29 protein-coding genes are annotated in these 24,332 nt (G+C 72.7%); 6 read left to right on the top strand and 23 right to left on the bottom strand.

The annotated features are described in order from the left end of the window. Positions 1-2: 2 nt before the first annotated feature. From Aeryth_RS07790 to dapA, 13 genes are all read right to left on the bottom strand, one after another. Entirely contained in the window at positions 3-569 is a 567-nt protein-coding gene (locus tag Aeryth_RS07790; protein ID WP_236749849.1) for a regulatory protein RecX, read from the bottom strand. Positions 570-571: 2 nt separating this feature from the next. After that, positions 572-1,651, bottom strand: a complete 1,080-nt coding sequence (gene recA, locus Aeryth_RS07785; RefSeq protein ID WP_067856842.1) for a recombinase RecA — start codon at positions 1,649-1,651, stop codon at positions 572-574. Between the two features lie 446 nt (positions 1,652-2,097). Next, entirely contained in the window at positions 2,098-2,541 is a 444-nt protein-coding gene (locus Aeryth_RS07780) for a hypothetical protein (RefSeq protein ID WP_067856839.1), read from the bottom strand. A gap of 104 nt (positions 2,542-2,645) precedes the next feature. Continuing rightward, positions 2,646-2,840, bottom strand: coding sequence for a DUF3046 domain-containing protein (locus Aeryth_RS07775; protein WP_067861477.1), 195 nt, complete (start codon positions 2,838-2,840; stop codon positions 2,646-2,648). Between the two features lie 45 nt (positions 2,841-2,885). After that, entirely contained in the window at positions 2,886-3,407 is a 522-nt protein-coding gene (locus tag Aeryth_RS07770) for a GNAT family N-acetyltransferase (RefSeq protein WP_067856836.1), read from the bottom strand. Between the two features lie 92 nt (positions 3,408-3,499). Further along, positions 3,500-3,796: a helix-turn-helix domain-containing protein gene (locus Aeryth_RS07765; RefSeq protein WP_067856833.1), complete on the bottom strand. Its 297-nt coding sequence runs from the start codon at positions 3,794-3,796 to the stop codon at positions 3,500-3,502. A 78-nt stretch (positions 3,797-3,874) separates the two neighbouring features. After that, positions 3,875-4,354: a CinA family protein gene (locus Aeryth_RS07760; protein WP_067856830.1), complete on the bottom strand. Its 480-nt coding sequence runs from the start codon at positions 4,352-4,354 to the stop codon at positions 3,875-3,877. Continuing rightward, entirely contained in the window at positions 4,351-4,974 is a 624-nt protein-coding gene (gene pgsA, locus Aeryth_RS07755; RefSeq protein WP_067856827.1) for a CDP-diacylglycerol--glycerol-3-phosphate 3-phosphatidyltransferase, read from the bottom strand. The genes Aeryth_RS07760 and pgsA overlap by 4 nt, the downstream gene beginning before the upstream one ends. Positions 4,975-5,003: 29 nt before the next feature. After that, positions 5,004-5,483 carry a hypothetical protein gene (locus Aeryth_RS07750; protein ID WP_067856825.1) on the bottom strand — a complete coding sequence of 160 codons (480 nt, stop codon included), beginning with the start codon at positions 5,481-5,483 and terminating at the stop codon, positions 5,004-5,006. 4 nt (positions 5,484-5,487) lie between these two features. Then, positions 5,488-7,983 carry an FtsK/SpoIIIE family DNA translocase gene (locus Aeryth_RS07745; protein WP_083516340.1) on the bottom strand — a complete coding sequence of 832 codons (2,496 nt, stop codon included), beginning with the start codon at positions 7,981-7,983 and terminating at the stop codon, positions 5,488-5,490. Positions 7,984-8,068: 85 nt separating this feature from the next. After that, positions 8,069-8,767 carry a sirohydrochlorin chelatase gene (locus Aeryth_RS07740; RefSeq protein WP_067856822.1) on the bottom strand — a complete coding sequence of 233 codons (699 nt, stop codon included), beginning with the start codon at positions 8,765-8,767 and terminating at the stop codon, positions 8,069-8,071. 190 nt (positions 8,768-8,957) lie between these two features. After that, entirely contained in the window at positions 8,958-10,637 is a 1,680-nt protein-coding gene (locus Aeryth_RS07735; RefSeq protein WP_067856819.1) for a ribonuclease J, read from the bottom strand. A gap of 11 nt (positions 10,638-10,648) precedes the next feature. Further along, complete coding sequence (dapA, locus tag Aeryth_RS07730) at positions 10,649-11,560, bottom strand: 4-hydroxy-tetrahydrodipicolinate synthase (RefSeq protein ID WP_067856816.1); 912 nt, start codon at positions 11,558-11,560, stop codon at positions 10,649-10,651. 112 nt (positions 11,561-11,672) lie between these two features. Between dapA and Aeryth_RS07725 the strand changes: the two genes are divergently transcribed. Next, positions 11,673-12,479: a thioesterase family protein gene (locus Aeryth_RS07725; RefSeq protein WP_067856813.1), complete on the top strand. Its 807-nt coding sequence runs from the start codon at positions 11,673-11,675 to the stop codon at positions 12,477-12,479. Here Aeryth_RS07725 and Aeryth_RS07720 read toward each other — a convergent pair. Genes Aeryth_RS07720 through Aeryth_RS07705 form a run of 4 tightly spaced genes read right to left on the bottom strand, consistent with a single transcriptional unit; the run spans position 12,458 to position 14,734 of the window. After that, positions 12,458-12,952, bottom strand: coding sequence for a DUF2306 domain-containing protein (locus tag Aeryth_RS07720; RefSeq protein ID WP_067856811.1), 495 nt, complete (start codon positions 12,950-12,952; stop codon positions 12,458-12,460). The two genes, Aeryth_RS07725 and Aeryth_RS07720, sit on opposite strands and share 22 nt — an antisense overlap. Further along, positions 12,949-13,383, bottom strand: a complete 435-nt coding sequence (locus tag Aeryth_RS07715) for a MarR family winged helix-turn-helix transcriptional regulator (protein WP_067856808.1) — start codon at positions 13,381-13,383, stop codon at positions 12,949-12,951. Before Aeryth_RS07715 ends, Aeryth_RS07720 begins: the two co-directional genes overlap by 4 nt. 32 nt (positions 13,384-13,415) lie before the next feature. Beyond that, entirely contained in the window at positions 13,416-13,925 is a 510-nt protein-coding gene (locus tag Aeryth_RS07710) for a dihydrofolate reductase (protein WP_067856805.1), read from the bottom strand. Next, positions 13,922-14,734, bottom strand: coding sequence for a thymidylate synthase (locus Aeryth_RS07705; RefSeq protein WP_067856803.1), 813 nt, complete (start codon positions 14,732-14,734; stop codon positions 13,922-13,924). Before Aeryth_RS07705 ends, Aeryth_RS07710 begins: the two co-directional genes overlap by 4 nt. Positions 14,735-14,787: 53 nt before the next feature. Here Aeryth_RS07705 and Aeryth_RS07700 point away from each other — a divergent pair, with 53 nt between their 5' ends. The 5 genes from Aeryth_RS07700 (at position 14,788) to Aeryth_RS07680 (ending at position 17,763) form a co-directional block, all read left to right on the top strand. Next, positions 14,788-15,288, top strand: coding sequence for a hypothetical protein (locus tag Aeryth_RS07700; RefSeq protein WP_067856800.1), 501 nt, complete (start codon positions 14,788-14,790; stop codon positions 15,286-15,288). Positions 15,289-15,588: 300 nt separating this feature from the next. Further along, positions 15,589-16,242 carry an SPFH domain-containing protein gene (locus tag Aeryth_RS07695; RefSeq protein ID WP_067856797.1) on the top strand — a complete coding sequence of 218 codons (654 nt, stop codon included), beginning with the start codon at positions 15,589-15,591 and terminating at the stop codon, positions 16,240-16,242. Then, positions 16,239-16,757, top strand: coding sequence for a GNAT family N-acetyltransferase (locus Aeryth_RS07690; RefSeq protein ID WP_067856794.1), 519 nt, complete (start codon positions 16,239-16,241; stop codon positions 16,755-16,757). The genes Aeryth_RS07695 and Aeryth_RS07690 overlap by 4 nt, the downstream gene beginning before the upstream one ends. Next, the gene (locus tag Aeryth_RS07685; protein WP_067856791.1) at positions 16,754-17,458 is read left to right on the top strand and encodes an AzlC family ABC transporter permease; all 705 of its coding nucleotides are present in this window, start codon (positions 16,754-16,756) and stop codon (positions 17,456-17,458) included. The genes Aeryth_RS07690 and Aeryth_RS07685 overlap by 4 nt, the downstream gene beginning before the upstream one ends. Beyond that, a complete protein-coding gene (locus Aeryth_RS07680; RefSeq protein WP_067856788.1) occupies positions 17,455-17,763 on the top strand; it encodes an AzlD domain-containing protein in 309 nt (102 codons plus the stop codon). The genes Aeryth_RS07685 and Aeryth_RS07680 overlap by 4 nt, the downstream gene beginning before the upstream one ends. Here Aeryth_RS07680 and Aeryth_RS07675 read toward each other — a convergent pair. From Aeryth_RS07675 to Aeryth_RS07650, 6 genes are all read right to left on the bottom strand, one after another. Then, the gene (locus tag Aeryth_RS07675) at positions 17,760-18,377 is read right to left on the bottom strand and encodes a PaaI family thioesterase (RefSeq protein ID WP_067856784.1); all 618 of its coding nucleotides are present in this window, start codon (positions 18,375-18,377) and stop codon (positions 17,760-17,762) included. The two genes, Aeryth_RS07680 and Aeryth_RS07675, sit on opposite strands and share 4 nt — an antisense overlap. Further along, complete coding sequence (gene dapB, locus Aeryth_RS07670) at positions 18,374-19,126, bottom strand: 4-hydroxy-tetrahydrodipicolinate reductase (RefSeq protein WP_067856781.1); 753 nt, start codon at positions 19,124-19,126, stop codon at positions 18,374-18,376. The genes Aeryth_RS07675 and dapB overlap by 4 nt, the downstream gene beginning before the upstream one ends. 9 nt (positions 19,127-19,135) lie before the next feature. Further along, positions 19,136-20,347: a kynureninase gene (gene kynU / locus Aeryth_RS07665; protein ID WP_067856763.1), complete on the bottom strand. Its 1,212-nt coding sequence runs from the start codon at positions 20,345-20,347 to the stop codon at positions 19,136-19,138. 87 nt (positions 20,348-20,434) lie between these two features. Then, positions 20,435-22,675, bottom strand: a complete 2,241-nt coding sequence (locus tag Aeryth_RS07660; RefSeq protein ID WP_067856748.1) for a polyribonucleotide nucleotidyltransferase — start codon at positions 22,673-22,675, stop codon at positions 20,435-20,437. A 236-nt stretch (positions 22,676-22,911) separates the two neighbouring features. Continuing rightward, entirely contained in the window at positions 22,912-23,202 is a 291-nt protein-coding gene (rpsO, locus tag Aeryth_RS07655; protein WP_067856746.1) for a 30S ribosomal protein S15, read from the bottom strand. 144 nt (positions 23,203-23,346) lie between these two features. Further along, positions 23,347-24,303: a bifunctional riboflavin kinase/FAD synthetase gene (locus tag Aeryth_RS07650; RefSeq protein ID WP_067856742.1), complete on the bottom strand. Its 957-nt coding sequence runs from the start codon at positions 24,301-24,303 to the stop codon at positions 23,347-23,349. Positions 24,304-24,332 lie beyond the last annotated feature (29 nt).

Here is a 24,332-nt window from a genome sequence, read left to right as displayed (position 1 = left end):
GCTCAGGTGGAGACCAGCGGGTCCCACGTGACGCCGGAGTCGTCGGCGTCGAGCTCCTCGCGGACGACGTCGAAGGCGACCTGCGGTGAGTACCCCTTGCGGGCGAGCATGCCGGTGAGCCTGCGGATGCGGGTGGTGTCGTCGAGACCGCGCAGGGAGCGCAGCTTCTTCTGCACCAGCCGGTGGGCCGCCTGACGTTCGGCGTCGGGGTCGACGTCGGCGAGCACGTCGCGGGCGAGGTCGTCGGCGATGCCCTTGCGGCGCAGCTCGAGGGCGAGCACCTTGGTGGCGAGCCCCTTGCTGCGCGAGCGTGACTCGACCCAGGCCCGCGCGAACGCGGCGTCGTCGACGAGGCCGACCTCCTCGAACCGGTCGAGCAGGCGGGCCGCGACGTCGTCGGGCACGTGCTTGCGGGCCAGTGCCTCGGCGAGCTCGGCGCGGCTGCGCGGCGAGTCGGTCAGCTTGTTCAGCAGGATGGTCCGGGCGACCGACTCGACGTCGGCGTCCGGGTCCTGCTGGACGTCACGTGGCGCGTCGGTCGGCGCCGGCGGCTCGTGTCCCCCGGCCACGCTCAGAACTCCGTGGCCGGCAGGTCGACGTCGTCGACCTCCTCGTCGAGCTGTGCACCGACACCGAGGTGCTCCTTGACGCGCTTCTCGAGCTCCTCGGCGAGGTCGGGGTTGTCCTTGAGGAACTGGCGTGCGTTCTCCTTGCCCTGGCCGAGCTGGTCGCCCTCGTACGTGTACCAGGCGCCGGCCTTGCGGACCATGCCCGTCTCGACGCCGACGTCGATCAGGCTGCCCTCGCGGCTGATGCCCTGGCCGTACATGATGTCGAACTCGGCCTGCTTGAAGGGCGGCGCGAGCTTGTTCTTGACGACCTTGACGCGGGTGCGGTTGCCGACCATGTCGGTGCCGTCCTTGAGCGTCTCGATGCGGCGGACGTCGAGACGGACCGAGGCGTAGAACTTGAGCGCCTTGCCGCCCGTGGTGGTCTCGGGCGAGCCGAACATGACGCCGATCTTCTCGCGCAGCTGGTTGATGAAGATGGCGGTGGTGCCGGAGCCGTTGATGGCACCGGTCATCTTGCGCAGCGCCTGGCTCATGAGACGGGCCTGCAGACCGACGTGGCTGTCGCCCATCTCGCCGTCGATCTCGGCCCGGGGCACGAGGGCGGCGACGGAGTCGATGACGATGATGTCGAGCGCGCCGGAGCGGATGAGCATGTCGGCGATCTCGAGCGCCTGCTCACCGGAGTCGGGCTGGGAGACCAGCAGCGCGTCGGTGTCGACGCCCAGCTTGCGGGCGTAGTCGGGGTCGAGCGCGTGCTCGGCGTCGATGAAGGCCGCGACGCCACCGGCCTTCTGGGCATTGGCCACGGCGTGCAGCGCGACCGTCGTCTTGCCGGAAGACTCCGGGCCGTAGATCTCGACGATGCGCCCACGCGGCAGGCCGCCGATGCCGAGCGCGATGTCGAGGGCGGTGGCGCCGGTGGGGATGACGCTGACCGGGACGCGGCCCTTCTCACCGAGGCGCATGACGGCGCCCTTGCCGTAGTTGCGGTCGATCTGGGCGATCGCGTTGTCGATCGCCTTCTCGCGCTGGTCGCTCGTCACGGCGGTGACGGGCGCGAGGGGGGACTTGGGAGGCATGCGCTGGTCCGTTCTGCTCGGTGGGTGGCCGGTCGTCTACGACGCTAGGGGCCACCTCAGACATCTGGAGCCTCGTCGACCCCGCCTGTGGACAGCGACACCCTTCGCGTCAACCGTGTGCACAACCGTAGTACGAACACCTGTTCGAGTGGGTGCGACACGCCGGGACGTGCGTGTGTGGCGTTTCCGGGGTCGCCGCTGCGCTGCCTCGGCCTTCGCTGGGGCTGGTCACCGAAAGGGCCTCGACCGGGCGGCTGGCATCGGCGCTGGTCCGGGGTCTCGGGCTGTGGCTCGCGCTCGGGGTCGCCGCAGGATTCTGCGTTGGCTACGGGATCCCGTCGTGAACGCATCATCCTTCGGCCACGACACCCCTATCGGTGGATCTTCAACCGCAGGACGGTTCCTGAGGGTGCAGGTCCACCGATGGTGGCGGAGGGTCACTCGACCTACACGGAGGACCCGGACGAGGAGGCCTCGTCCTGGGTGGTGCTGCCGGACGGGGCCTGGTCGAGGCCGTCGGTGCCCGTGCCGTCCTGCGACGGGGGTGCGAGCTGGCCGTCGGGCGGAGTGGGGAGCTGACCGTCCTGGCCCATCGGGCCGCCGGCGCCGCCCGGGCCGGTCTGTCCCGTCGGACCGCCCTGCGAGGTCGTGCCCGGCGACGACGCGGGGCCCTGGCCGGCGACGGCGTGGCCGGTGGCGAAGCCGCCGCCGAAGAGGGCGAGGGCGAGCACCACCGCGCCGGCGGCGACGGCAGCGGTCCGGCGTGGGCGCTCGGAGCTCGGCTCGACCGGCTCGTCGTCGGGCCGCGCGAGCACGACCGTCTGCGGAGCGGTCGGGTGCTCGACGGTGTCGTCGACGTCGTGGGGGCGGATGGTGTCCGTGGTGCTCATCGTGGCTCCTTCGTCGGACCACTCGGCCCGTCGACCTCCACGATGGTCGGGCACCTTCAGCGATCGCCGTGCCCTCCCTGTGCGTCGCCCATGAGGGGCAGGCCTCAGCGCTCGCGCGCGGGAAGCTCCAGGCTGGCGTGGACGGCGCGCCACACGACCTTGGGGTCGACACCCGCCTCGAGGGCCTCGCTGGCCGTCCGGCCGTCGAGCTCGGCCATGACCTGCGTCGCGGCCCAGACCCGCGCGTACCCCGGGCCGAGGTGGAGGGTCATCCGCTCCCAGAACTCGCTGTGCCTCATCGCGGCCAGCATGCCACGCGACACCCGGCGTCGGCGGGCCGGCCGTCAACCCAGCGCGACGATCTCGGCGAGCAGCCGGCGGTCGAGCGGACGGTCGGCGTGGATGATCCCGGCCGGGCCGTCGGCCCACGGCTCGACGTGGACCCGCTCGAGACCGGCCTGCTCGCTCACGCGGCCCGAGGCCGGGTTCGTCTCCATCGATCGCGCGACGACGGGCCAGTCGGGCTGCGTGCGATGCGCGGCCCCGAGGGCGACGCTCGCGACCCACGTGCCGAGGCCGTGGCCCCAGACGCTCGGCGCGAGCCGGAAGCCCAGGTTCCACCAGCCGCCGCGGGGCGACACCCCACCGGTCCCGACGACGTCGCCGCGCACGGTGACGGCCCACTCCCCCAGGCCGCTCTCGCGCCAGTCGCGCTCGGCACGCTCGGCCAGCGCGACGCTGCGCTCGCGCTCGACGAACACGCCCTCGGGGAAGTGTCGCCAGGTCTCAGGATCGGAGTAGACGGCGTGCACGGCGTCGACGTCGTCGAGCACGAGCGGACGCAGGCCCCAGTCCGACGGGTTCATCGCGACACCACTACGGGTCCCGTCGTCGCCACCATGGCGTCAGCATGGCAGGCGCGCCCCGACGGACGGACGTCAGGCTCGGACCGCGTGCGTCAGGCCGCGGAGGCCGAGACCTCGCCCGGGGTGATGGTCGAGACGCTCGCGAGGTCGGTGGCCTCCTCGATGGCCAGCAGCGTGCTGACGTCGAGCAGGACCTTGCTGAGCGGGACGTCGAGCGCGGCGGCGAGAGCCGCGAGCAGCTCCGAGCTCGGCTCCTTCTGCCCGCGCTCGACCTCGGAGATGTAGCCGAGCGACACCCGCGCCTTGGCGGACACGTCGCGGAGCGTGAGTCCCTGCGCGACCCGGCGGGCGCGCAGCACCTCACCGACCAGCTGCCTCATGGCGGTCATGGTCCACCTCCTCCGCGTGGGTCACGTCGGGATCAACGTCGCTCGACCGGAGGTGATTCCCCGGTCTCGTGACAGGTCCTACTCACAGAGCGTAGCGACCAGGGACGACAGCGCAGCACCGACCGTCCCCCGACGGACGGCGTCGCGGTCGCCGTCGAGGTGCAGCGGCTCCGACCGCAGGCGGTGGTCGGGTCCGTCGAGGCCGACGAAGACGGTGCCGGCCGGCTTGGCCTCGTTCGGCCCCGGGCCGGCCACGCCCGTCGTCGCGATGCCCCAGTCGGCGTCGAGCAGACGTCGCACGCCGTCGGCCATCTGTGCTGCCGTGCCGGGGTCGACGGCCCCTCGCTGCGCCAGGTGCTCGCCGTCGACGCCGAGCACCGACTCCTTGACCCGCGTCGCGTACGACACGACGCCGCCCACGACGACGTCGGACGCGCCGGGCACGTCGACGAGCGCCGCGCACAGCAGGCCGCCCGTGAGGGACTCCGCGCACGCGATCGTCTCGCCCCGCTCCCGCAGGAGCCGGACGGCCTCGACCGCGGCCGGCAGGGGTGTCACGCCGCGCTCTTCGCGTCCCGTCGCAGGGCGATCGCGTCACGGACGTACTGGACGGCCGTGACCACCGTGATGACGAGGGCGGCGGCCATGAGCACGTGGGTGACCCAGCGCAGCACGTCGCTCGCGGTGTTGTCCCACAGCTCGAACGGCAGGACGTAGCCGCCGATCGCGAGGGCCTGCAGCGTCGTCTTGATCTTGCCGCCCTGGCTCGCGGGCATGACGCCGTACTTCTTCACGACGAACCGCATGAGGGTGATGCCCCACTCGCGCACGAGCAGGACGATGGTGACCCACCACCACAGCACGCCGATGATCGACAGGCCGACGAACGCCATGCCGGTGAGCGCCTTGTCGGCGATCGGGTCGGCCAGCTTGCCGAAGTTGGTGACCAAGTTGTGCTTGCGGGCGAGGTCGCCGTCGATCCGGTCGGTGATCATCAGCAGGGCGAACGCGACCCAGGCCCACACGCGCGTCGAGACGTCCTCGCCGTCCTGGGTGAGCAGCAGCCAGCCGAACAGCGGCACGCCGAGGATGCGCACCACCGTGAGGGCGTTGGCGATGTTCAGGTTGCTCGGGACGTGCTGGGGGTCCTGCTGGTGGCTGGCGTGGGCCGGCTCCATGGGTGCCTCTCGCTCGCGGGACGGACGGTTCAGTATGCCCCACCGCGTCGACGGGCGATCTCCTCGCGAGCCTCCTCGACCGACACGGTGGTCCCGAGGCCGAGGGGCGCGGTGTGGATGCGGCGCCCGTCGGGGCTGATCACCTTCACCCGGGGGTCGAGCAGGCCGTCGCGCGACTCGACCCGGATGTCGGCCATCTCGCTCCAGAGCAGACCTACCCAGCCGTCGCCGTCGCGCATGCGCACGCCGTGCGAGTCGGCCACGAACAGCGGCGTGCGGGCGTCACGCACGCCCTGCAGCACCGTCAGCGCGAGGAACAGCAGCACGCCCCCCGGGACCCAGAGGGCGGTGTCGTCGCGCTCCCAGGCGAGGAAGCCGAACCCGGCACCGACGGCCAGCGCGGCGAGCCCGACCACGAGGTAGAGCAGCGCGCGCCGGCGGATCTCGAACGGCTGGTCCTCGACGCCGTCGTCCTGGAGCGACTCGAGACGCTCGGTGCTCACGGCCATCACCTCATCCTGCGCTGATCGACGCCAGGACGTCGTCGAGGTCGTCGGGCTTGACGAGCACGTCGCGCGCCTTCGAGCCCTCGCTGGGCCCGACGACGCCACGGCTCTCCATGATGTCCATGAGGCGTCCGGCCTTGGCGAAGCCGACGCGCAGCTTGCGCTGCAGCATCGACGTCGAGCCGAACTGCGTCGTGACGACGAGCTCGACGGCCTGGAGCACGAGGTCGAGGTCGTCGCCGATGTCGTCGTCGAGGTCGCGCGCGGCCTGGGCCGGGGCGGTGACGTCCTCGCGGTAGCTGGGCTGCAGCTGCTCCTTGCAGTGCTTGACCACCTCCGCGATCTCCGCCTCGGTGATCCAGGCACCCTGCATGCGCATGGCCTTGTTCGCGCCCATCGGCAGGAAGAGCCCGTCACCTTGGCCGACCAGCTTCTCCGCGCCGGGCTGGTCGAGGATGACGCGGCTGTCGGCGAGCGAGCTCGTGGCGAACGCCAGGCGGCTCGGCACGTTGGCCTTGATGAGTCCGGTGACGACGTCGACGCTGGGTCGCTGCGTGGCGAGCACCAGGTGGATGCCCGCGGCACGTGCCAGCTGCGTGATGCGCACGACCGAGTCCTCGACGTCGCGGGGGGCGACCATCATGAGGTCGGCGAGCTCGTCGACCACGACCAGCAGGTACGGGTAGGGCGTGAGGACGCGCTCGCTGCCGGGCGGCGCCTGCAACGAGCCCGCCCGGACCGCCTTGTTGAAGTCGTCGACGTGCCGGAAGCCGAAGTTGGCGAGGTCGTCGTAGCGCATGTCCATCTCGCGCACGACCCACTGCAGCGCCTCGGCCGCCTTCTTCGGGTTGGTGATGATCGGCGTGATGAGGTGCGGGATGCCCTCGTAGGCGGTCAGCTCGACGCGCTTGGGGTCGACCATGATCATGCGCACCTCGTCGGGCGTGGAGCGCATGAGCAGCGACGCGATCATGGAGTTCACGAAGCTCGACTTGCCCGAGCCGGTGGCGCCGGCGACGAGCAGGTGCGGCATCTTCGCCAGGTTCGCGACGACGAAGCCGCCCTCGACGTCCTTGCCCAGGCCGATGACCATCGGGTGGTGGTCGCCGCGCGCCTTGCCGGAGCGCAGCACGTCGCCGAGGGAGACCATCTCCTTGTCGACGTTCGGGATCTCGACGCCGATCGCCGACTTGCCGGGGATCGGGCTGAGGATGCGCACCTCGTTGGACGCGACGGCGTAGGAGATGTTCTTGCTGAGCGCGGTGACCTTCTCGACCTTGACGGCCGGGCCGAGCTCGACCTCGTAGCGCGTGACCGTCGGGCCGCGCGTGTAGCCCGTGACCTGCGCGTCGATCTGGAACTGCTCGAGCACCTCGGTGAGCCTGTCGACGACCTCGTCGGAGGCGGCCGACCGGGCCTTGTGCGGACTGCCCTCGCGCAGGACGGTGGAGTCGGGGAGCGCGTACACGACGTCGCCGGACAGCGAGAGCTGCTCGGCGCGGGCCGGCAGCGGCTCCAGCGGCGGGAGCACGACGTCGGCCGGGTCGTCGACCTCGGCGGCCGGCGGCTCGGGCGCCGACGCGGCTGCGGCTGCGGCTGCTTCGGCCTCCGCGGCCTTCTCGGCCTTGCGTCGCTGACGCGCCGAGACCTGGCGGTCCTCGTCGGGTCCGTCGACGAGCGGGTTCTCGTAGGGCTCGTCCGGCACCGTGCGCGGGTGGCGCTTGCGAGGGGTGTCGAGCTGCTCCTCGGGCTCGGCCGAGCGGCCGAGGGCCTTGTCGCGGGTCTCGCGGAGCCGGGTCGGCACCGCGTGCAGCGGGGTGGCCGTCACGACGAGCAGCCCGAAGACGACCAGGAGCACGAGGATCGGCGCGACCGCGAACGGCGAGCGCAGGAGGTCGACGGGGATGGCGGAGAAGAGGAAGCCGACCGCTCCCCCGGCGTCACGGACGGCAGGCATGTCGTCGGGACGGGGCACGCCGTGCGCCAGGTGCACCAGGCCGAGCACGCCGCCGCTCATGGCGGACCAGCCGATGACCTGGCGTCCGACGGGACCGTTGCGGTCGGGGTGGCGCAGCGTGCGCCAGGCGATGACGGCGAGCACGATGGGCACGGCCCAGGCGAGCAGGCCGACCGAGCCGGTGGTCGCGGCACGGACGCCGTCGGCGACGGCGCCGGGCACCTGCCACCAGACCGACGCGGCCACGACGATCGCCAGGGCGACGATGCCGAACCCGACGCCGTCGCGGCGCTGCTCGGGCTCGAGCTCGGCTGCGGAGTGCCCGATGCTGCGGGCCACCGCACCGACCGCGCCGGCGATGCCGAGCCAGATCGCCGTCAGGGCGCGCGCGACGCCCCCGACGACGACCGCGACCGGACCGGGGCCCGTGCGCGGGGCAGGCTTGCGTGCCGCGGGCTTGCGCTTCGCGGTGCTGGAGGCAGGCTTCTTGCGGGCCTGGCTGCCGGACGGCCGCTTGCGCGGCGGGGAGGACGTGCGGGTCGCCATGGCGTGAGCCTAAACCACAGGTCGAGACTCGGGCGGTTCCCACGCCGTGGGCGCGGGTGGATGCCCCTGTTGCGCGGTGCGGGACTCAGAGCGCCGGGACGCCCAGGCCGAGGGCCTGGTGGAACCGCGTGAGGACGAGGTCGACGACCCGACGGTCCGGGATGCCGCCGTCGAGCACGGGAGCCGTCACCAGGTCGGCGCCGCTCTGGCGCAGCTGGTCGGCGTCGCGCCCGGGCGTGAGCACGTAGGAGGCCACCACGACCCGGCGGCCGTAGGCGCGGGCGATGTCGACGGCGTCCGAGAGCGGTGTGTCCTTGCCGCCGATCGAGCCGACGTGCACCGGACCGCCCCAGACCGCGCTCACGAGCCGCGCCATGCGCGAGTAGCCGCTGATCGCCCCGTCGTTCTCCGAGCCGGAGACGCCCAGCACGATCGTGTCGTCCTTGCGGGCGCCCGCCTCGATGAGTCGCTGCACGGCCAGCTCGGCCAGGGTCCAGTCCGGGCCGAGGGCCGGGGCGACCACCAGGTCGGGGTCGTGGCCACGGGCCACCTCGAGCGCCGTGGCCACCTCGCTGTGCGGCACGAGGGTCAGCGGCACCGCGACGCGCACGGGCGGGTAGGTCTCGTCGTGGCTCATGATCTCCACGGGCGTGTCGCGCACGTCCACCGACGGGGCGTCGCGACGCACGGCGCTGATGAGCGCCTGCAGGGCCGCGCGCTCGGCGACTCCCGCGTGGCCGGAGGAACAGGCCAGGAGCGCCTCGTCGGAACGTCGGATCACCACGGGCGACTCCCCCTCGCTGCCGGAACCGGTGCACGGCCGGCAGCGACGTGCGTAACGTCGCCGCCGGCCGCAACCGGTGTCCCACCACGGTTCGGCCCCGCGCCGAACTCTTGACCACGACGTTAGGCAGCCTGTGTTTCGCGCCCTGCGCCCGCGCGTTTCGGGCGCGTAACAGTCCGCGGGACCTTCGTCACGCCTCCAGGACGATGGGGATGATCATCGGACGACGCCGCAGCTTGCGGCCCGCGAAGGAGCCGAGCACGCGCCGGACGACCTGCTGAAGCTGCTTGGTGTCGTGAGTGCCGTCACGCAGCGACTGCTCGATGGCGTCGACGATGCGCGGCGTGACCTCGTCGAAGACCGACGGATCCTCGGCGAGTCCACGTGCCTGGATCTCCGGGCCGCTGACGATCTTGCCGTTGGTCGAGTCGACCACGACGACGACGGAGATGAAGCCCTCGTCGCGCAGGATCCGGCGGTCCTTCAGCTCGCTGTCGGTGATCTCGCCGACCGAGGAGCCGTCGACGTACACGTAGCCGCACTCGACGGCGCCGACGATCGAGGCGTGCCCGTCGACGAGGTCGATCACGTAGCCGTCCTCGGCGAGGAGGACGTTCGGCACGCCGGTCTGGGTGGCCAGGGCGCCGTTGGCGTGCAGGTGACGGATCTCGCCGTGCACCGGCAGCACGTTCGACGGCTTGACGATGTTGTAGCAGTAGAGGAGCTCGCCGGCCGACGCGTGACCGGACACGTGCACGAGGGCGTTGCCCTTGTGCACCACGCGGGCCCCCAGCTTCGTCAGGCCGTCGATCACGCGGTAGACCGCGTTCTCGTTGCCGGGGATCAGCGACGACGCCAGCAGCACGGTGTCGCCCGGCTCCAGGCTCACCTGCTGGTGGCTGCGGTTCGCGATCCGCGACAGCGCCGCCATCGGCTCGCCCTGCGAGCCGGTGGACATGAGCACCATCTTCTCCGGCGGTGCGGCGTCGATCTTGTCGACGACGACGCCATCGGGCACGTGCAGGTAGCCGAGGTCGCGCGCGATCTGCATGTTGCGCACCATCGAGCGACCCACGTACGCGACCTTGCGGCCGTGCTTCGCCGCGGCGTCGAGCACCTGCTGCACGCGGTGCACGTGCGAGGCGAACGAGGCGACGATGATCCGCTGGCTGCTCGACGCGAACACGGCGTCGATCGCCGGGGTGATGTTGCGCTCCGCGACCGTGAACCCGGGCACGTCGGCGTTCGTGGAGTCGGTGAGGAAGAGGTCGACCCCCGCCTCGCCGAGGCGGGCGAAGGCCCGCAGGTCGGTGATGCGGCCGTCGAGCGGCAGCTGGTCCATCTTGAAGTCGCCCGTGTGCAGCGCGACGCCGGCGGGCGTCTTGACCGCGACGGCGAGCGCGTCGGGGATGGAGTGGTTGACCGCGACGAACTCCAGCTCGAACGGGCCGAGGTGCAGGACGTCGTTCTCTGCCACGACGTGCTGCGGGACGTCGCGCAGGCGGTGCTCGCGCAGCTTCGGCTCGACGAGGGCGAGGGTCAGCTTCGAGCCGACCACCGGGATGTTGCCACGCTCGCGCAGCAGGTACGGCACGCCGCCGATGTGGTCCTCGTGCCCGTGCGTCAGCACGACGGCCACGACGTCGTCGAGCCGGTCACGGATGGGACCGAAGTCGGGGAGGATCAGGTCGACGCCCGGGTGGTGCTCCTCGGGGAACAGCACCCCGCAGTCGACGATCAAGAGCTTGCCGCCGAACTCGAAGACGGTCATGTTGCGACCGATCTCTCCGAGGCCCCCCAGGGGGATGACGCGCAGGGTGTTCGTGCCGAGTGCCGGGGGCGTCCCCAGCTCCGTGTGCATGTGGCTCAAGGAGTGTCCGTTCAGTCGAGGAGGCCGACACCATGGAGGGCGTCGCGCACCAGCGCGACCTCGTCCTCGGTGGCGTCGACCAGTGGTGCACGGGTCGTGCGGTTGTCGAGGACGCCGAGCAGCTGCAGAGCGGCCTTCGCGGCGATGACGCCTTGCGTCAGGGTCATGATCGCGCGGACGAGCGGGATCATGCGGTCGTTGATCCGGCGGGCCTCGCCGAGGTCACCCGCGTCGAGCGCAGCGAACATGTCGGCCCATGGCTGCGCCGTGATGTTGCCGCACGTGCTGACGACACCACTGGCCCCGTAGGCCATCCAGCCCAGGGTCAGAGCGTCGTCACCGGAGTACAGGCGGATACCGGTCTCGCGCATGAGGTAGGCACCGCGCTCGAGGTCACCGACCGCGTCCTTGACCGCGACCACCAGGGGGTTGCGGCGCAGCTCCACATAGGTGGACTCGGCGATGGTCGTGCCCGAACGTCCGGGGTGGTCGTAGAACATGACGGGCACGTCGCCGCCCGCAGCGGCGACCTCGTGCACGTGCCTGACGATGCCAGCCTGGGGCGGCTTGCTGTAGTAGGGCGTGACGACGAGCAGGCCGTGCGCGCCGGTCTTCGCAGCACTCTGGGCGAGCTCGACGCTGTGCCGCGTGTCGTTCGTGCCGACCCCCGCCACGATCGTGGCGCGGTCGCCGACCGCCTCGAGGACCGCCGCCAGCAGACGCGCGTCCTCCTCCCCCGTCGTCGTCGGCGACTCACCGGTCGTGCCACTCACCACGATGCCGTCGTTGCCGTGGTCGACCAGGTGCGTCGCGAGCCTCTGCGCCGCGTCGAGGTCGAGGTCCCCCTCAGGGGTGAACGGCGTGACCATGGCGGTCAGGACGCGGCCGAACGGTGCGGCCTCGCTGGCGAGCGGGGAGGTCATGGACCGAGGTTACCGCTGACCGCCGTCGGCATCCCCGCCGCACCTGTGTCGTCTGCCGCCCACAGCCCGGCACCCCCGCTGTGTCCTCTGCTGGGGCCGCTACCGTCGGCGCATGACGTCGTACGAGCTCGACCGCGCCGTCGCCTCCACCGCGGGCGACGACGGGCACCGCCACCTGACCCTCACCGCGGACTGGAACACGCCCAACGGGACGGCCAACGGCGGCTACGTGCTCGCGATCCTCGCCCGAGCGGTGCTCGACGAGGCCCGCACGAGCGCACCGGACCACCCGGACCTGCTCACCGTCTCGGTCAGCTACTTCAAGCCGCCGACCCCCGGACCGGCGTCGGTCGAGGTCACCACCCTGCGCGTCGGCCGGCGCGTCTCGGTGCACCAGGCCGCCCTGCAGCAGGGTGGCCGCACCGTCGCGCACGCCGTGATCTCCCTGCACGACTGGGACGCGGCCGGCACCGTCGAGCACCTCCCGCACGCCGCGCCGGCGGTGCCCGGGCCCGACGACAGCTCCGACCTGTCGCCGTTCATCCCGACCGGCGCCGTGCCCATCGTGGAGCGCTACGAGTCCCGCTCGCCCGAGGTGCCCGGCTGGCTGCGCGGCGAGCCGTCGGGCTCCGCCGAGGCGACCGTCTGGGTCCGGCCGAAGGACGGCCGTCGGGTCGACGCCCTGGCAGCGGCCGCCATCGTCGACGGGTACCCGCCGGTCACGGCCGAGCTCGGCCACCTCGCGTCCGCCACCGTCCAGCTCACGGTCCACCTGCGCCGACGCCCCGACAGCGCCTGGGCGCTGCTGCACGTCACGACCCGCCACGTCCAGCAGGGCTACCACGACGAGGACGTCGAGCTGTGGGACGAGCAGGGTCGGCTCGTCGCGCAGAGCCGTCAGCTGGCCGTGCTGTCCTGAGGGCGCGCCTGCCCGACCGCGACGTCGAGCGCGCGACCTGCGCCGACCACCGCGACGGCGGTGAGCAGCACGAGCGCACCGGCGACGACGGCCGCGAGGGGGTCGTCGAGGACCAGCTGCGGGATGGCCCGCTGCGGCACGAGCGACGCCGCTGCGCCGGCGCCCACCAGGCCGATCCAGTTGCCGGTCATCGCGGCGCGGTGCTCGGGGATCCGGCCCTGACGGGCCCTGACCACGCCCAGCGGCAAGGTGACGAGCGTGACGACCGACAGGGCGTGCAGCGCGCTGAAGTGCCCCGGTCGGATCTCCTGGATCCAGAACGACGTGACGGCGACGTAGAGGATCGCGACCACCCACACCCGTCCCGCCAGGCGATGGCCCCGCGTGCCGCGCGGTCCGACGAAGAGCTGCCAGAAGCCGACGACGAGCGCGACCAGGGCCGCGAAGGCGTGGGTCGCGACGAGCGGCGTCATGCCGTCTCCGGTCGCAGGACCTGGAGGAGGGGGTCGGTCACGGCGCGGACCTGGTCGACCGTGACGCCGCCGGCCTCCAGCAGCCGCCCGAACGCGTCCTCGAGCAACGCCCCGCCGTCGGCCACGAGCCGCTCCCCCGCCGGCGTCAGGGTGAGCGCGCTGCGGTTGCCCGTGCCCGGCGTGCGCGCCGCGGTCAGCAGCCCGGCCTCGGAGAGGGTGCGGACCATGCGGCTCGCGGCGGGGGCCGAGACCTCCTGGGCGGCGGCGAGCTCGGCCTGGGTCGGCGTGCCCAGCGCCTGCACCGTGACGAGCGTGAGGAAGCGCGCGTAGCTCGTGCCGTGGGCGGCACGCAGCATCTCGTCGGCGGCCGCGTCGAGCGCGGCGACGAGCGTGTGCAGGCGGTAGGCCGGCTGCCGGGGGTCGTAGGTCACCCGACCATCATGACGCGGTTAACTTAACAGCGTCAAGATGCTCGGCCGTAGGTGACGATGTCGAACGGCACCCGGTCGGGCTCGGGGCCTACGGAGGGCACGCGGCCCACCTCCTGCCACGCCTCCCAGTCGACCCGCGGGAAGAAGGCGTCGCCGTCCGGCGACGCCGCCACCCGGGTCACCACCATGACGTCGACGAGTCCCTGCTCGAGCGCCTGCGCGTACACCTGCGCGCCGCCGACGAGGAAGACGTCGTCGTCGAGCTCGTGGGCCGTGGCCAGCGCCTCCTCCAGCGACGCCGCGACGAGCACGCCGTCGCCCTGGGGCCCCGCCGACCAGTCCGGGTCGCGGGTCAGGACGATCGTGGTGCGACCCGGGAGCGGCCGACCGATGGAGTCGTAGGTGGTCCGTCCCATCACCATCGGGTGCCCGAGGGTGAGGCGCTTGAAGTGCGCGAGGTCCTCGGGCAGACGCCACGGCAGCGCCCCGTCGACCCCGATCACCCGGTTCGCGCCCATCGCGACGACGAGCGTGACGCTCATACGGCGATCGGCGCCTTGATGCCCGGGTGCGGGTCGTAGCCGGTGACCTTGATCGCGTCGAAGTCGAAGCCGTCGATGCTGGTGACCGTCGGGTCGAGCCAGAGCTCCGGCAGCGGACGCGGCTCGCGCTGCAGCTGCAGCCGGGCCTGGTCGAGGTGGTTGAGGTAGAGGTGCGCGTCGCCGAAGGTGTGCACGAAGTCGCCCACCCGCAGGCCGGCGACCTGCGCCACCATGTGCGTCAGCAGCGCGTAGGAGGCGATGTTGAACGGCACGCCGAGGAAGACGTCGGCGGAGCGCTGGTACAGCTGGCACGACAGCCGGCCGGGTCCGCCGTCGTCGGCCGGCGCCACGTAGAACTGGAAGAACGCGTGGCACGGCGCGAGCGCCATGGCGGGCAGGTCGGCGACGTTCCAGGCGCTGACGATGTGGCGCCGGGAGTCGGGGTCGGCCTTCAGCGCCTCGACGACCTGGGCGAGCTGGTCGACCGTCTCGCCGGACGGCGTCGGCCAGCTGCGCCACTGGTGCCCGTAGACCGGACCGAGCTCGCCGTCGGCGTCGGCCCACTCGTCCCAGATGGTGATGCCGTGCTCGCGCAGCCACGTGGTGTTGGTGTCGCCACGGACGAACCAGAGCAGCTCCCCGACGACCGACCTGAGGTGGATCTTCTTGGTGGTGACGAGCGGGAACCCCTCGGAGAGGTCGAAGCGCATCTGGTGCCCGAACACGCTGAGCGTGCCGGTGCCGGTGCGGTCGCCCTTCTCGACCCCCTCGTCGAGGACGCGGCGGACGAGATCGAGGTAGGCCTGCATGACTCGCAGGATACTCGCCCCCACGACCGTCCCGGTCGTGCGAGACTCTGGGCGTGCCCCTCGCCGAGTACGAGGCCTCGCCCCAGGAGGTCCGCCGTTTCGCCCTCCTGCAGATCGTCCTGACCGCCGCCTTCATGACGCTGATCTTCCTGGCGCTGGGCGGCACCGACGCCGACCTCCCGCCGTGGTGGCTGCTCGGCGTGCTCGGCCTCGGGCTCGTGGCCGCCGCGGTGCTCTCCGAGCGCGTGTGGCTGCAGTCGTCGCCGCTCGACCCCGAGGCCGACCCCGCCGAGAACCAGCGGCGTGCCGTCGGCATCTTCGCGGCCCAGACGGTCCGCAAGCTCGTCTTCTGCGAGGCCGTGGTGCTGGTCTCGATCCTGGTCGCCTTCGTCGGCTCGTGGGGTGGGTGGACGATCCTGCTCGTCGGCGTCCCCGGTCTCTTCCTCCTCGGCTGGGAGACCTGGCCGGGACTGCGGAACCTGTCGATGACGGCGGCGATGCTCGACGCCCAGGGCGCCGACTCGAGGCTGGTCGAGAGTTTCCGGTCCTGGTGAAAGGGCTTGGAGCCCGCGCGACGCCCGGTCCATACTGGGTGCCGAGCGGGATCAGTGGCCCGGCGGTCGTCACCGCCCCGGTCCCACGTGTCGTACCTCGCTCACGTCCCCGCACAGGACACTCCGGGTGATCCCGCCACGGCGGGTGGGGTTCAACTCCCCTCGTCGGCGCGGGCCGGCAGCCCCGGGACCTCCCGGGGCACCTGGACGCGAGGCCCTGCAGGACTCCGGGTCCTCCGCCTCCTGCACGGGGCCGTCCCGCGCCGATCCACCATCCGACGACCACCCGAGAGGACCATCGTGAAGATCACCGTCCAGCCCCACGAGCGCGTGCTGGTGCACCGCGACGGTGCCCTCGTCGACGTCCTCGGACCGGGCCGTCACCGGCTGCGCCGCCGACGGACCGTGCGGCACGTCGTCGACGTGCGTGAGCGTCTGCTCGGCCTCGCCACCCAGGAGGTGCCAACCTCCGACGGCCTGCGGGTCAAGGTCGGTGCCACGCTGACCTGGCGGGTCGTCGACCCCGTCGCCTGGCACGCCGTCGCGCTCGACCCGAAGGCCGTGGTCTACGAGGCGGCGCGACGCGCGGTGCGCGACGTGGTGGCCGCGTCGGACCTGGCCGGCCTCGCGTCGGGCGTGCCCGAGGACGACGTCCCGGCCGCCCTCGCGGCTGCCATGGGCGCTGTCGGGGTGGAGGCCACGTCGCTGCGCGTCACCGACGTGCTCCCGCCGGCGGAGGTGCGCCGGGCGGTCGAGGCCGCCGAGGTGGCCCGCCACCGCGCCGTCGCGGCGCTGGAGGAGGCGCGGGGGCAGAGCGCGGCCGTGCGACACCTCGCCAACGTCGCCGACGTGCTCGACCACCACCCCGCCCTCGCCGCGCTGCGGCTGGCGGAGGTGGCCGCGGCCGGCGGCGGCAGCGTCGTCGTCGAACGCCCGAGCGGCGCTGCCCGGTGAGCGACGCCGACGTCAGCGTCCGGCTCGCCTGGCCGGACGACGCCCCAGCCATCGCCGAGGTGCAGCGCTCCGCGTGGGGCGCTGCCCTCGGCGAGGTCCCCGACGTCGACCTGGCACCGGCGTGGGCACGCCTGCTGGGCTCCCCACCTGACGCGAGGGCCCGCGTGCTCGTGGCACTCGAGCAGGCCACGGTGCGCGGCGTGGCCTTCGTGCACCCGTGCCACGACCCCGACGCCGACCGGGTGGCCGACGGCGAGGTCGGCGAGCTGCTCGTCGATCCCCAGCACCGCGGCGCGGGACACGGCTCGCGCCTGCTCCAGGCCGCCGTGGACACGCTGCGCGCCGACCACTTCGTCCGCGCGCGCTGGTGGGTGCCGACCACCGACGACCGGCTGCGCGCCTTCGTCGTCGGCACCGGCTGGACGGCCGACGGGGCGCACCGCGAGCTCGCCGACGAGGCCGGCGGGCGGACGGTCAAGCAGATCCGCCTCGTCACGTCGCTCGTCGAGGCATGAGCGACGCAGCCGGCCCGGACCGCGCGGCCCGACGTCGCGTGGTCGTGGACTCCCTGGGGGTCGGTGCGGCGACCGGCGCGTACGGCGTCTCCTTCGGTGCGCTCGGCACCACCTCGGGGCTCGACGTCCTGCAGACCTGCGTGCTCTCCCTGCTCGCGTTCACGGGTGCGTCGCAGTTCGCGTTCGTCGGCGTGGTCGCGGCCGGAGGAGCACCGGTCACCGGCGCCGTGACGTCGGTCCTGCTCGGCTCGCGCAACCTGTTCTACGGCCTGAGCATCGCGTCGGTGCTGCGATTGCACGGTGTGCGGCGCCTGCTCGGTGCGCACCTCGTGATCGACGAGTCGACCGCCGTCGCCCTGGCCCAGCGCCACCCGGCCCTCGGGCGGCTGGGGTTCTGGTGGACGGGCATGTCCGTGCTGGTGCTCTGGAACCTGTCGACCCTGCTGGGCGCGCTGGCCGGGACGGCGATCGGCGACCCCCGCGCCTACGGCCTCGACGCCGCGGTCGGCGCCGCGTTCCTGGGTCTGCTGTGGCCGCGTCTGGACGGCCCGCTCCCCCGCCTCGTCGCGCTCTGCGGCGCCGCCGTGGCGGCCGGCCTGGTGCCGTTCACCCCCGCCGGGCTGCCGATCATCGCCGGTGGGGCCATGGCGGTTGCGGCGGGCCTGCTCCTCGGTCGTGCCCGAGGCGGGGCGCCGACGTGAGCGCTCTCTGGATCGGCATCGTGCTCACGTGCGCCGGCTGCTACGCGCTGAAGCTCGCGGGGCTGTCCGTGCCCGATCGCGTGCTCGAGCACGCCACGACGCAGCGCGCGGTCGCCCTCATCCCGGTGGCGCTGCTGGGCGCCCTGGTCGCCGTGCAGGTCCTCGCCGACGGGCAGCGACTCACCGTCGACGCGCGGCTGGCGGGCCTCGGCGTGGCTGCCGTCCTGCTGGCGCTGCGGGTGCCGTTCCTGCCGATGGTCGTCGCGGCGGCCCTCACGGCGGCACTGCTCCGTGCGGGCGGCTAGGTCGTCCGCGTGCCAAGCCCCTGCTCGGGACGCAGCCGCAGGAACAGGGCGTCGCCCTCGGCACAGACGACGTCGCCGTGCCGGATCTCCCCACGGACGGTGATCTTGCGACCCTCGACGCGCTCGATCCAGGCCTCGACCTCGAGCTCGACGTCGATCGGGGTGAGGGCGCGGTAGTCGGTGTGCAGGAACGCCGTGCGCGTGATGGCCTGGGCCTGCGCGGCGGCGAGCATGCCGAGCACCTCGTCGAAGACCAAGGAGACGACACCGCCGTGCACGGCCATGCCGCCGCCCATCGACCAGCGTCCGAAGGTCACGTGCCCTGCCACCCGCGAGGCGTCGCGCGTGTGCATCCGGATCTCGGGCAGCATCGCGTGCCCGCGGACGGGCAGCTGCGGGACGCGTCCGTTGACCTGCTCGAGCTCCTCGCCCCCGAGCGGGGCGAGCCGCTCACGCCACGCCCGCAGGTCGTCGGCGAGCCCCGAGGCCACGTCGGCGTCGAACCGGGCCGCCGCCAGGGCGTCCTGGAAGGCACGCAGCTGCGACGCCATCTCCCCCCAGGCCCGCGCCTCGTCGTCGGTGAGCCCGGCGCTGAAGATCGACTCCCAGCTCACGCGTCGAGCCCGAGCACCGCGTCGAGCCCCACCGTGACGCCCGGCCGGTCCGCCACGTGCCGCACGGCCGTGACCACGCCGGGCATGAAGGACTCACGGGTCGAGGAGTCGTGCCTCAGGGAGAGGATCTCCCCCTCGCCGCCCAGGAGCACCTCCTGCGACGCGACGAACCCGCGCGAGCGCACGGCGTGCACGGTGATGCCGTCGACCTTGGCGCCGCGGGCGCCCTCGGGATCGGTGGTCGTGGCGTCGGGCACCGGGTCCGAGCCGGCCTCGGCACGGGCCGCGGCCACGAGCTCGGCGGTGCGCACGGCCGTGCCCGACGGGGCGTCGACCTTCGCCGGGTGGTGCATCTCGATGATCTCGACCGACTCGAAGAACGGTGCGGCGGTCGCGGCGAAGCGCATGAGGAGCACGGCCCCGATGGAGAAGTTCGGGACGACGAGCACGCTCACGTCGGTGCGCTGCTCGACCGCCTCGCGGACCGCGCGCAGCCGGTCGCCGTCGAAGCCGGAGGTGCCGACGACCACGTGCACGCCCTGCTCCACGCACCACAGCACCTGCTCGAGCGCGACGTCGGGCGTGGTGAAGACGAGCGCGACGTCGGCCTCCTGCTCCGTGACCCGCTCGATCGGGTCACCCACGTCGACCTGGGCGACGACCTCGAGCCCCTCGGCCGCCTCCAGCGCCGTCACCGACGTCGATCCCATGCGCCCCTGGGCGCCCAGCACGGCTACGCGAGTCGTCATGCGCCCAGCCTAGTGAGCGAGCTCCTCGGCCAGCACCGAGAGCCCGGCGTGCAGCTCGGCGAAGGAGGTCGTGAGCGGCGCGAGGCCCAGTCGCAGGAGGTCGGGCTCGCGGAAGTCGGGGACGACGCCACGGTCGGTGAGCCGTGCCGTGAGCGCCCGCGCGTCGGGCACCCGGACGGTGACGTGGCTCCCCCGCCGGTCGGGCTCGCGCGGCGTGACGAGCTGCAGCGCGAGCCCGCGCTCGCCGAGCGCGTCGAGGGCGTCGACCGTGAAGCCGGTGAGCAGCTCGGACTTGGCCCGCGCAGCCTCGACCCCGGCCTCGGCGACCATCGCCACGCCCTCGCGGACGGCGACGAGGCCCGCCACGTTCGGGGTCCCGGAGAGCAGCCGGCGCGCGTCGGTGGCCGGGCGGTACTCCTCGGCCATCGCGAACAGGTCGTCGGCGCTCCACCAGCCGGGCAGCGGCTGCTCGAGGTGCGGCAGGTGCCGCGCCGCGGCGTACAGGAACGCCGGAGCCCCCGGACCGCCGTTGAGGTACTTGTAGGTGCAGCCGACGGCGAGGTCGACCTCGGCGGTGTCGAGCGACGTCGGGACGACGCCGGCCGAGTGGCAGAGGTCCCACACCACGAGCGCGCCCGCTGCGTGCACCTGCGCCGTGAGCGACGGGAGGTCGAGCAGCACGCCCGTGCGGTAGTCGACGTGGCTCAGCAGCACGACGGCCGTGCGCTCGTCGAGCACGTCGGCCAGCGAGGCGGCGACGTCGCCCTCGGCGTCGCGGTGCACGACGACGAGCTCGAGCCCGCGCTGGCGGGCGACCTCCTCGGCGAGGTAGCGGTCGGTCGGGAAGTCGCTCGCGTCGACGACGAGCCGGGTGCGTCCGGGCGCCAGGGAGGCCGCGGCGTGCAGCGCCTTCGCGATGCCGATCGACGTCGAGTCACCGACCACCGTCTGGCCCGGGGCGGCGCCGAGCAGCGCCCCGACCTCGTCGCCGACGACGACCGGCAGCTCGACCCAGCCCTCGGACCAGCCGCGGATCAGGCGGGCGCCCCACTCCTCACGCACGAACGTCGCGAGCCGCTCACGGGTGCGCAGCGGCAGACGTCCGAGCGAGTTGCCGTCGAGGTAGGCGACGACGTCGGCGTCGAGCTGGAACTGCTGACGCCACGCCGACAGCGGGTCGGCGGCGTCGAGGGCCGCGGCACGTTCACGGAAGTCGCTCACCCTCGGGATCGTCTCACGTGCGCCCGGACCCCGGACGCGACGAGGCCCCCACCCCGAGGGGTGAGGGCCTCGTCGGCCGTGCGTGGGTCAGGCGTCGGCGCCGGCCTCGGCGGCCTCCGGGGCCTCCTCGGCGGCCGCGTCGGCCACGACCGGGATCAGCGAGATCTTGCCGCGGTCGCCGAGCTCGGCGATCTCGACCTGGACCTTCTGGCCGACCGTCAGCACGTCGTCGACGCTGCTGACCCGCTGGCCACCGTTGAGGTCGCGCAGCTTGCTGATGTGCAGCAGGCCGTCCTTGCCGGGCGACAGGGCCACGAAGGCGCCGAAGTCGACCGTCTTGACCACGGTACCGAGGTAGCGCTCGCCGACCTCGGGCATCGTCGGGTTCGCGATCGCGTTGATCGCGTCGCGCGCAGCGTCGGCCGAGCCGCCACCCTCGCCCGCGATGTACACCGTGCCGTCGTCCTCGATCGAGATCTTGGCGCCGGTGTCGGCCTGGATCTGGTTGATCATCTTGCCCTTGGGGCCGATGACCTCGCCGATCTTGTCGACCGGGACCTTCACCGTGATGATCCGCGGCGCGAACTGGCTCATCTCGTCGGGCGTGTCGATGGCCTCGGACATGACGTCGAGGATCGTCAGGCGCGCACCCTTGGCCTGCGTGAGGGCACCGGCCAGCACGTCGGCAGGGATGCCGTCGAGCTTGGTGTCCAGCTGCAGGGCCGTGATGAAGTCCGGCGTGCCGGCGACCTTGAAGTCCATGTCGCCGTAGGCGTCCTCCGCACCGAGGATGTCGGTGAGAGTGACGTACTGGGTAGTGCCGTCGACCTCGCCGGAGATGAGGCCCATCGCGATGCCGGCGACCGGGGCGCGCAGCGGCACACCGGCGTTCAGCAGGCCGAGCGTCGAGGCGCAGACCGAGCCCATCGACGTCGAGCCGTTGGAGCTCAGCGCCTCGGAGACCTGGCGGATCGCGTACGGGAACTCCTCGGTGGTCGGGAGCACCGGCAGCAGCGCACGGCCGGCGAGCGCGCCGTGACCGATCTCGCGACGCTTCGGCGAGCCGACGCGGCCCGTCTCGCCCGTCGAGAACGGCGGGAAGTTGTAGTTGTGCATGTAGCGACGCGTGGTCTCGGGGCTCAGCGTGTCGAGCTTCTGGACCAGGTCGAGCATGTTCAGCGTCGTGATGCCCAGGATCTGGGTCTCACCGCGCTGGAACAGGGACGAGCCGTGCACGCGCGGCACCACGCCGACCTCGGCCGACAGCTCGCGGATGTCGGCGAGGCCACGGCCGTCGATGCGCACCTTGTCGCGCAGCACGCGCTGGCGCACGAGACTCTTGGTGACGGCGCGCAGTGCGGCACCGACCTCCTTCTCGCGGCCCGCGAACTGCTCGCCGAGCTGGTCGAGCACGTCGGCCTTGATCGCGCTCTCGCGCTCCTCGCGGTCGGCCTTGGAGACGATCGTCAGGGCCTCGGACAGCGGGCCGGACGCGACCGCGGCGACGGCGTCGTAGACGTCGTCCTGGAAGTCGAGGAAGACCGGGAAGTCCTGGACGGGCTTCGCGGCGGCCTCGGCGAGCTGCTGCTGGGCCTCGCAGAGCTGGCGGATGAAGGTCTTCGACGCCTCGAGGCCGCCGGCGACGACCTCCTCGGTCGGCGCCTGGACACCGGACTGCACGAGGTCCCAGGTGGACTCCGTGGACTCCGCCTCGACCATCATGATCGCGACGTCGGTGGAGCCGTCGGCCTGCGTGGCGATGCGGCCGGCGACGACCATGTCGAACACGGCGTCCTCGAGCTGGCTGTGCGTCGGGAACGCGACCCACTGGCCGTCGATGAGCGCGACGCGCGTGGCACCGATGGGGCCGGAGAACGGCAGGCCGGAGATCTGCGTCGACGCCGAGGCGGCGTTGATCGCGAGCACGTCGTAGGGGGTGTCGGGGTTGAGGGCCAGGACCGTGATGACGACCTGGACCTCGTTGCGCAGGCCCTTCTTGAAGGTCGGGCGCAGCGGACGGTCGATGAGGCGACAGGTGAGGATCGCGTCCTCGCCCGGGCGGCCCTCGCGACGGAAGAACGAGCCGGGGATGCGACCCGCGGCGTACATGCGCTCCTCGACGTCGACCGTCAGCGGGAAGAAGTCGAAGTGGTCCTTGGGCTGCTTGCCGGCGGTGGTCGCCGAGAGCAGCATCGTGTCGTCGTCGAGGAACGCGGACACGGAGCCGGCGGCCTGGCGGGCGAGCTGGCCCGTCTCGAAGCGGATGGTGCGGGTGCCGTACCGACCGTTGTCGATGACGGTCTCGATGGCGTGGATGGTGTCGGACATGGGAGTCCCTTCTCGCGACGCGTGTCGCGCGGTGGGACGAGACCCGGACCTGCCGTGATGGTGGTCGGTCTTCGATCGAGGCCCGCGGCCCGGCGTACGCCGTCCCGAGGGCCACTACCGAGGACCGGACCCGACGTGGCGGCTCTCGTCCGTGGATGTGTCGTGTTCAGTTGTCGGGGCGCACGGCCCCGGATGCAGTTCAGGCGGCCACCCGGAGGGTGACCGCCTGAACGAGGTCAGCGACGCAGACCGAGACGCTCGATCAGCGAGCGGTAGCGCTCGATGTCGGTGTTCTGCAGGTAGTTCAGCAGACGACGACGGCGACCGACGAGCAGCAGCAGGCCACGACGGCTGTGGTGGTCGTGCTTGTGCTCCTTGAGGTGGTCCGTCAGGTGCGAGATGCGCTGCGTGAGCAGCGCGACCTGGACCTCCGGGGAGCCGGTGTCGCCCTCGCTGCGGGCGTACTGGCTGATGATCTCGTCACGCGGGGTACCGGCGACGGTGGGGGCAGCGGTCTTCTTCGACATTCTTCTCCTGGGAGGTCGTTGCACGGCGCTCCCGGGCATGTCCACCGGGGCTCTACGGACCGTGGGCGTTCGCACGCCGTCGTCCAGGTTATCAGCGCGCCGGTCATTCCGACGAATCGCCTCGCCGCCGTGGACCGCGCGTCGTCAGGCGAGCGCCGCGCGTGCCTGCTCGACGTCGGCGTGCATCTGCTCCACGAGCGCGTCGACGCCCCGGTACGCGACCATCGGGCGCAGGTGCGAGACGAGCTGTACCCGCACGGGCCGGCCGTAGAGGTCGAGGTCGTGGCCGTGGTCCATGACGTAGGACTCCACGCGTCGCTCGGTCCCGGCGAAGGTGGGGTTGGTGCCCACGGAGATCGCCGCGGGGTAGTCGGCGTCGCCGGTGAGCAGCCGTCCGGCGTAGACGCCGTCGGGCGGCACGCAGTAGTCGGCCTGCACGGGGACGTTCGCGGTGGGGAACCCAAGGTCGCGTCCGCGCTGGTCGCCCGGGGTCACGACGCCGTCGACCTCGTGCGGACGCCCGAGCAGCTCGGCGGCCTCCTCGAGGCGGGCCTCCGCGACGAGCGCACGGACCCGTGTGGACGACCACGGCACGCCGTCGGCCCCGTGCCCGTCGCCGACGAGCGTGAAGGCGCTGGCGTCGCAGCCGTGCCGGTCGCACAGGTCGCGCAGCGTCTCGGTCGTCCCCGCCGCCTTCGCGCCGAAGGTGAAGTTCTCGCCGACGACGACGTGCCGGGCCCCGAGCTCCTCGACCACCACGCGCTCCACGAACTCCTCGGGCGACCAGCCCGCCATCGCACGGTCGAAGTCGAGCACGCGCACGTGGTCCGCCCCCCGCACGCCGGGCGCGGGCTCGTGCAGCAGCTCGATCCGGCGCTGCAGCGACGTCAGCCGCGGCGGGACCCGGTCGGGCGCGAAGACCGCCACCGGGTGCGGGTCGAACGTGACGGCGACGACGGGCAGGCCCTCCGCGACCTCGCGGGTACGCCGCAGCAGGGCCTGGTGGCCTCGGTGGACCCCGTCGAAGGTGCCGATGGTGACCGCCGTCGCGGTGCCCAGCGGGGCCGTCGAGGCGCCGCCGCGGTCTGTCCAGGTGCCCACCCCTGAACTGTGCCACACCCGCTCGGGAA

The sequence above is a fragment of the Aeromicrobium erythreum genome (assembly GCF_001509405.1).
In the GTDB taxonomy this organism is placed as follows: Bacteria; Actinomycetota; Actinomycetes; order Propionibacteriales; family Nocardioidaceae; genus Aeromicrobium; species Aeromicrobium erythreum.
This window is presented reverse-complemented; position numbering and strand designations above follow the sequence as displayed.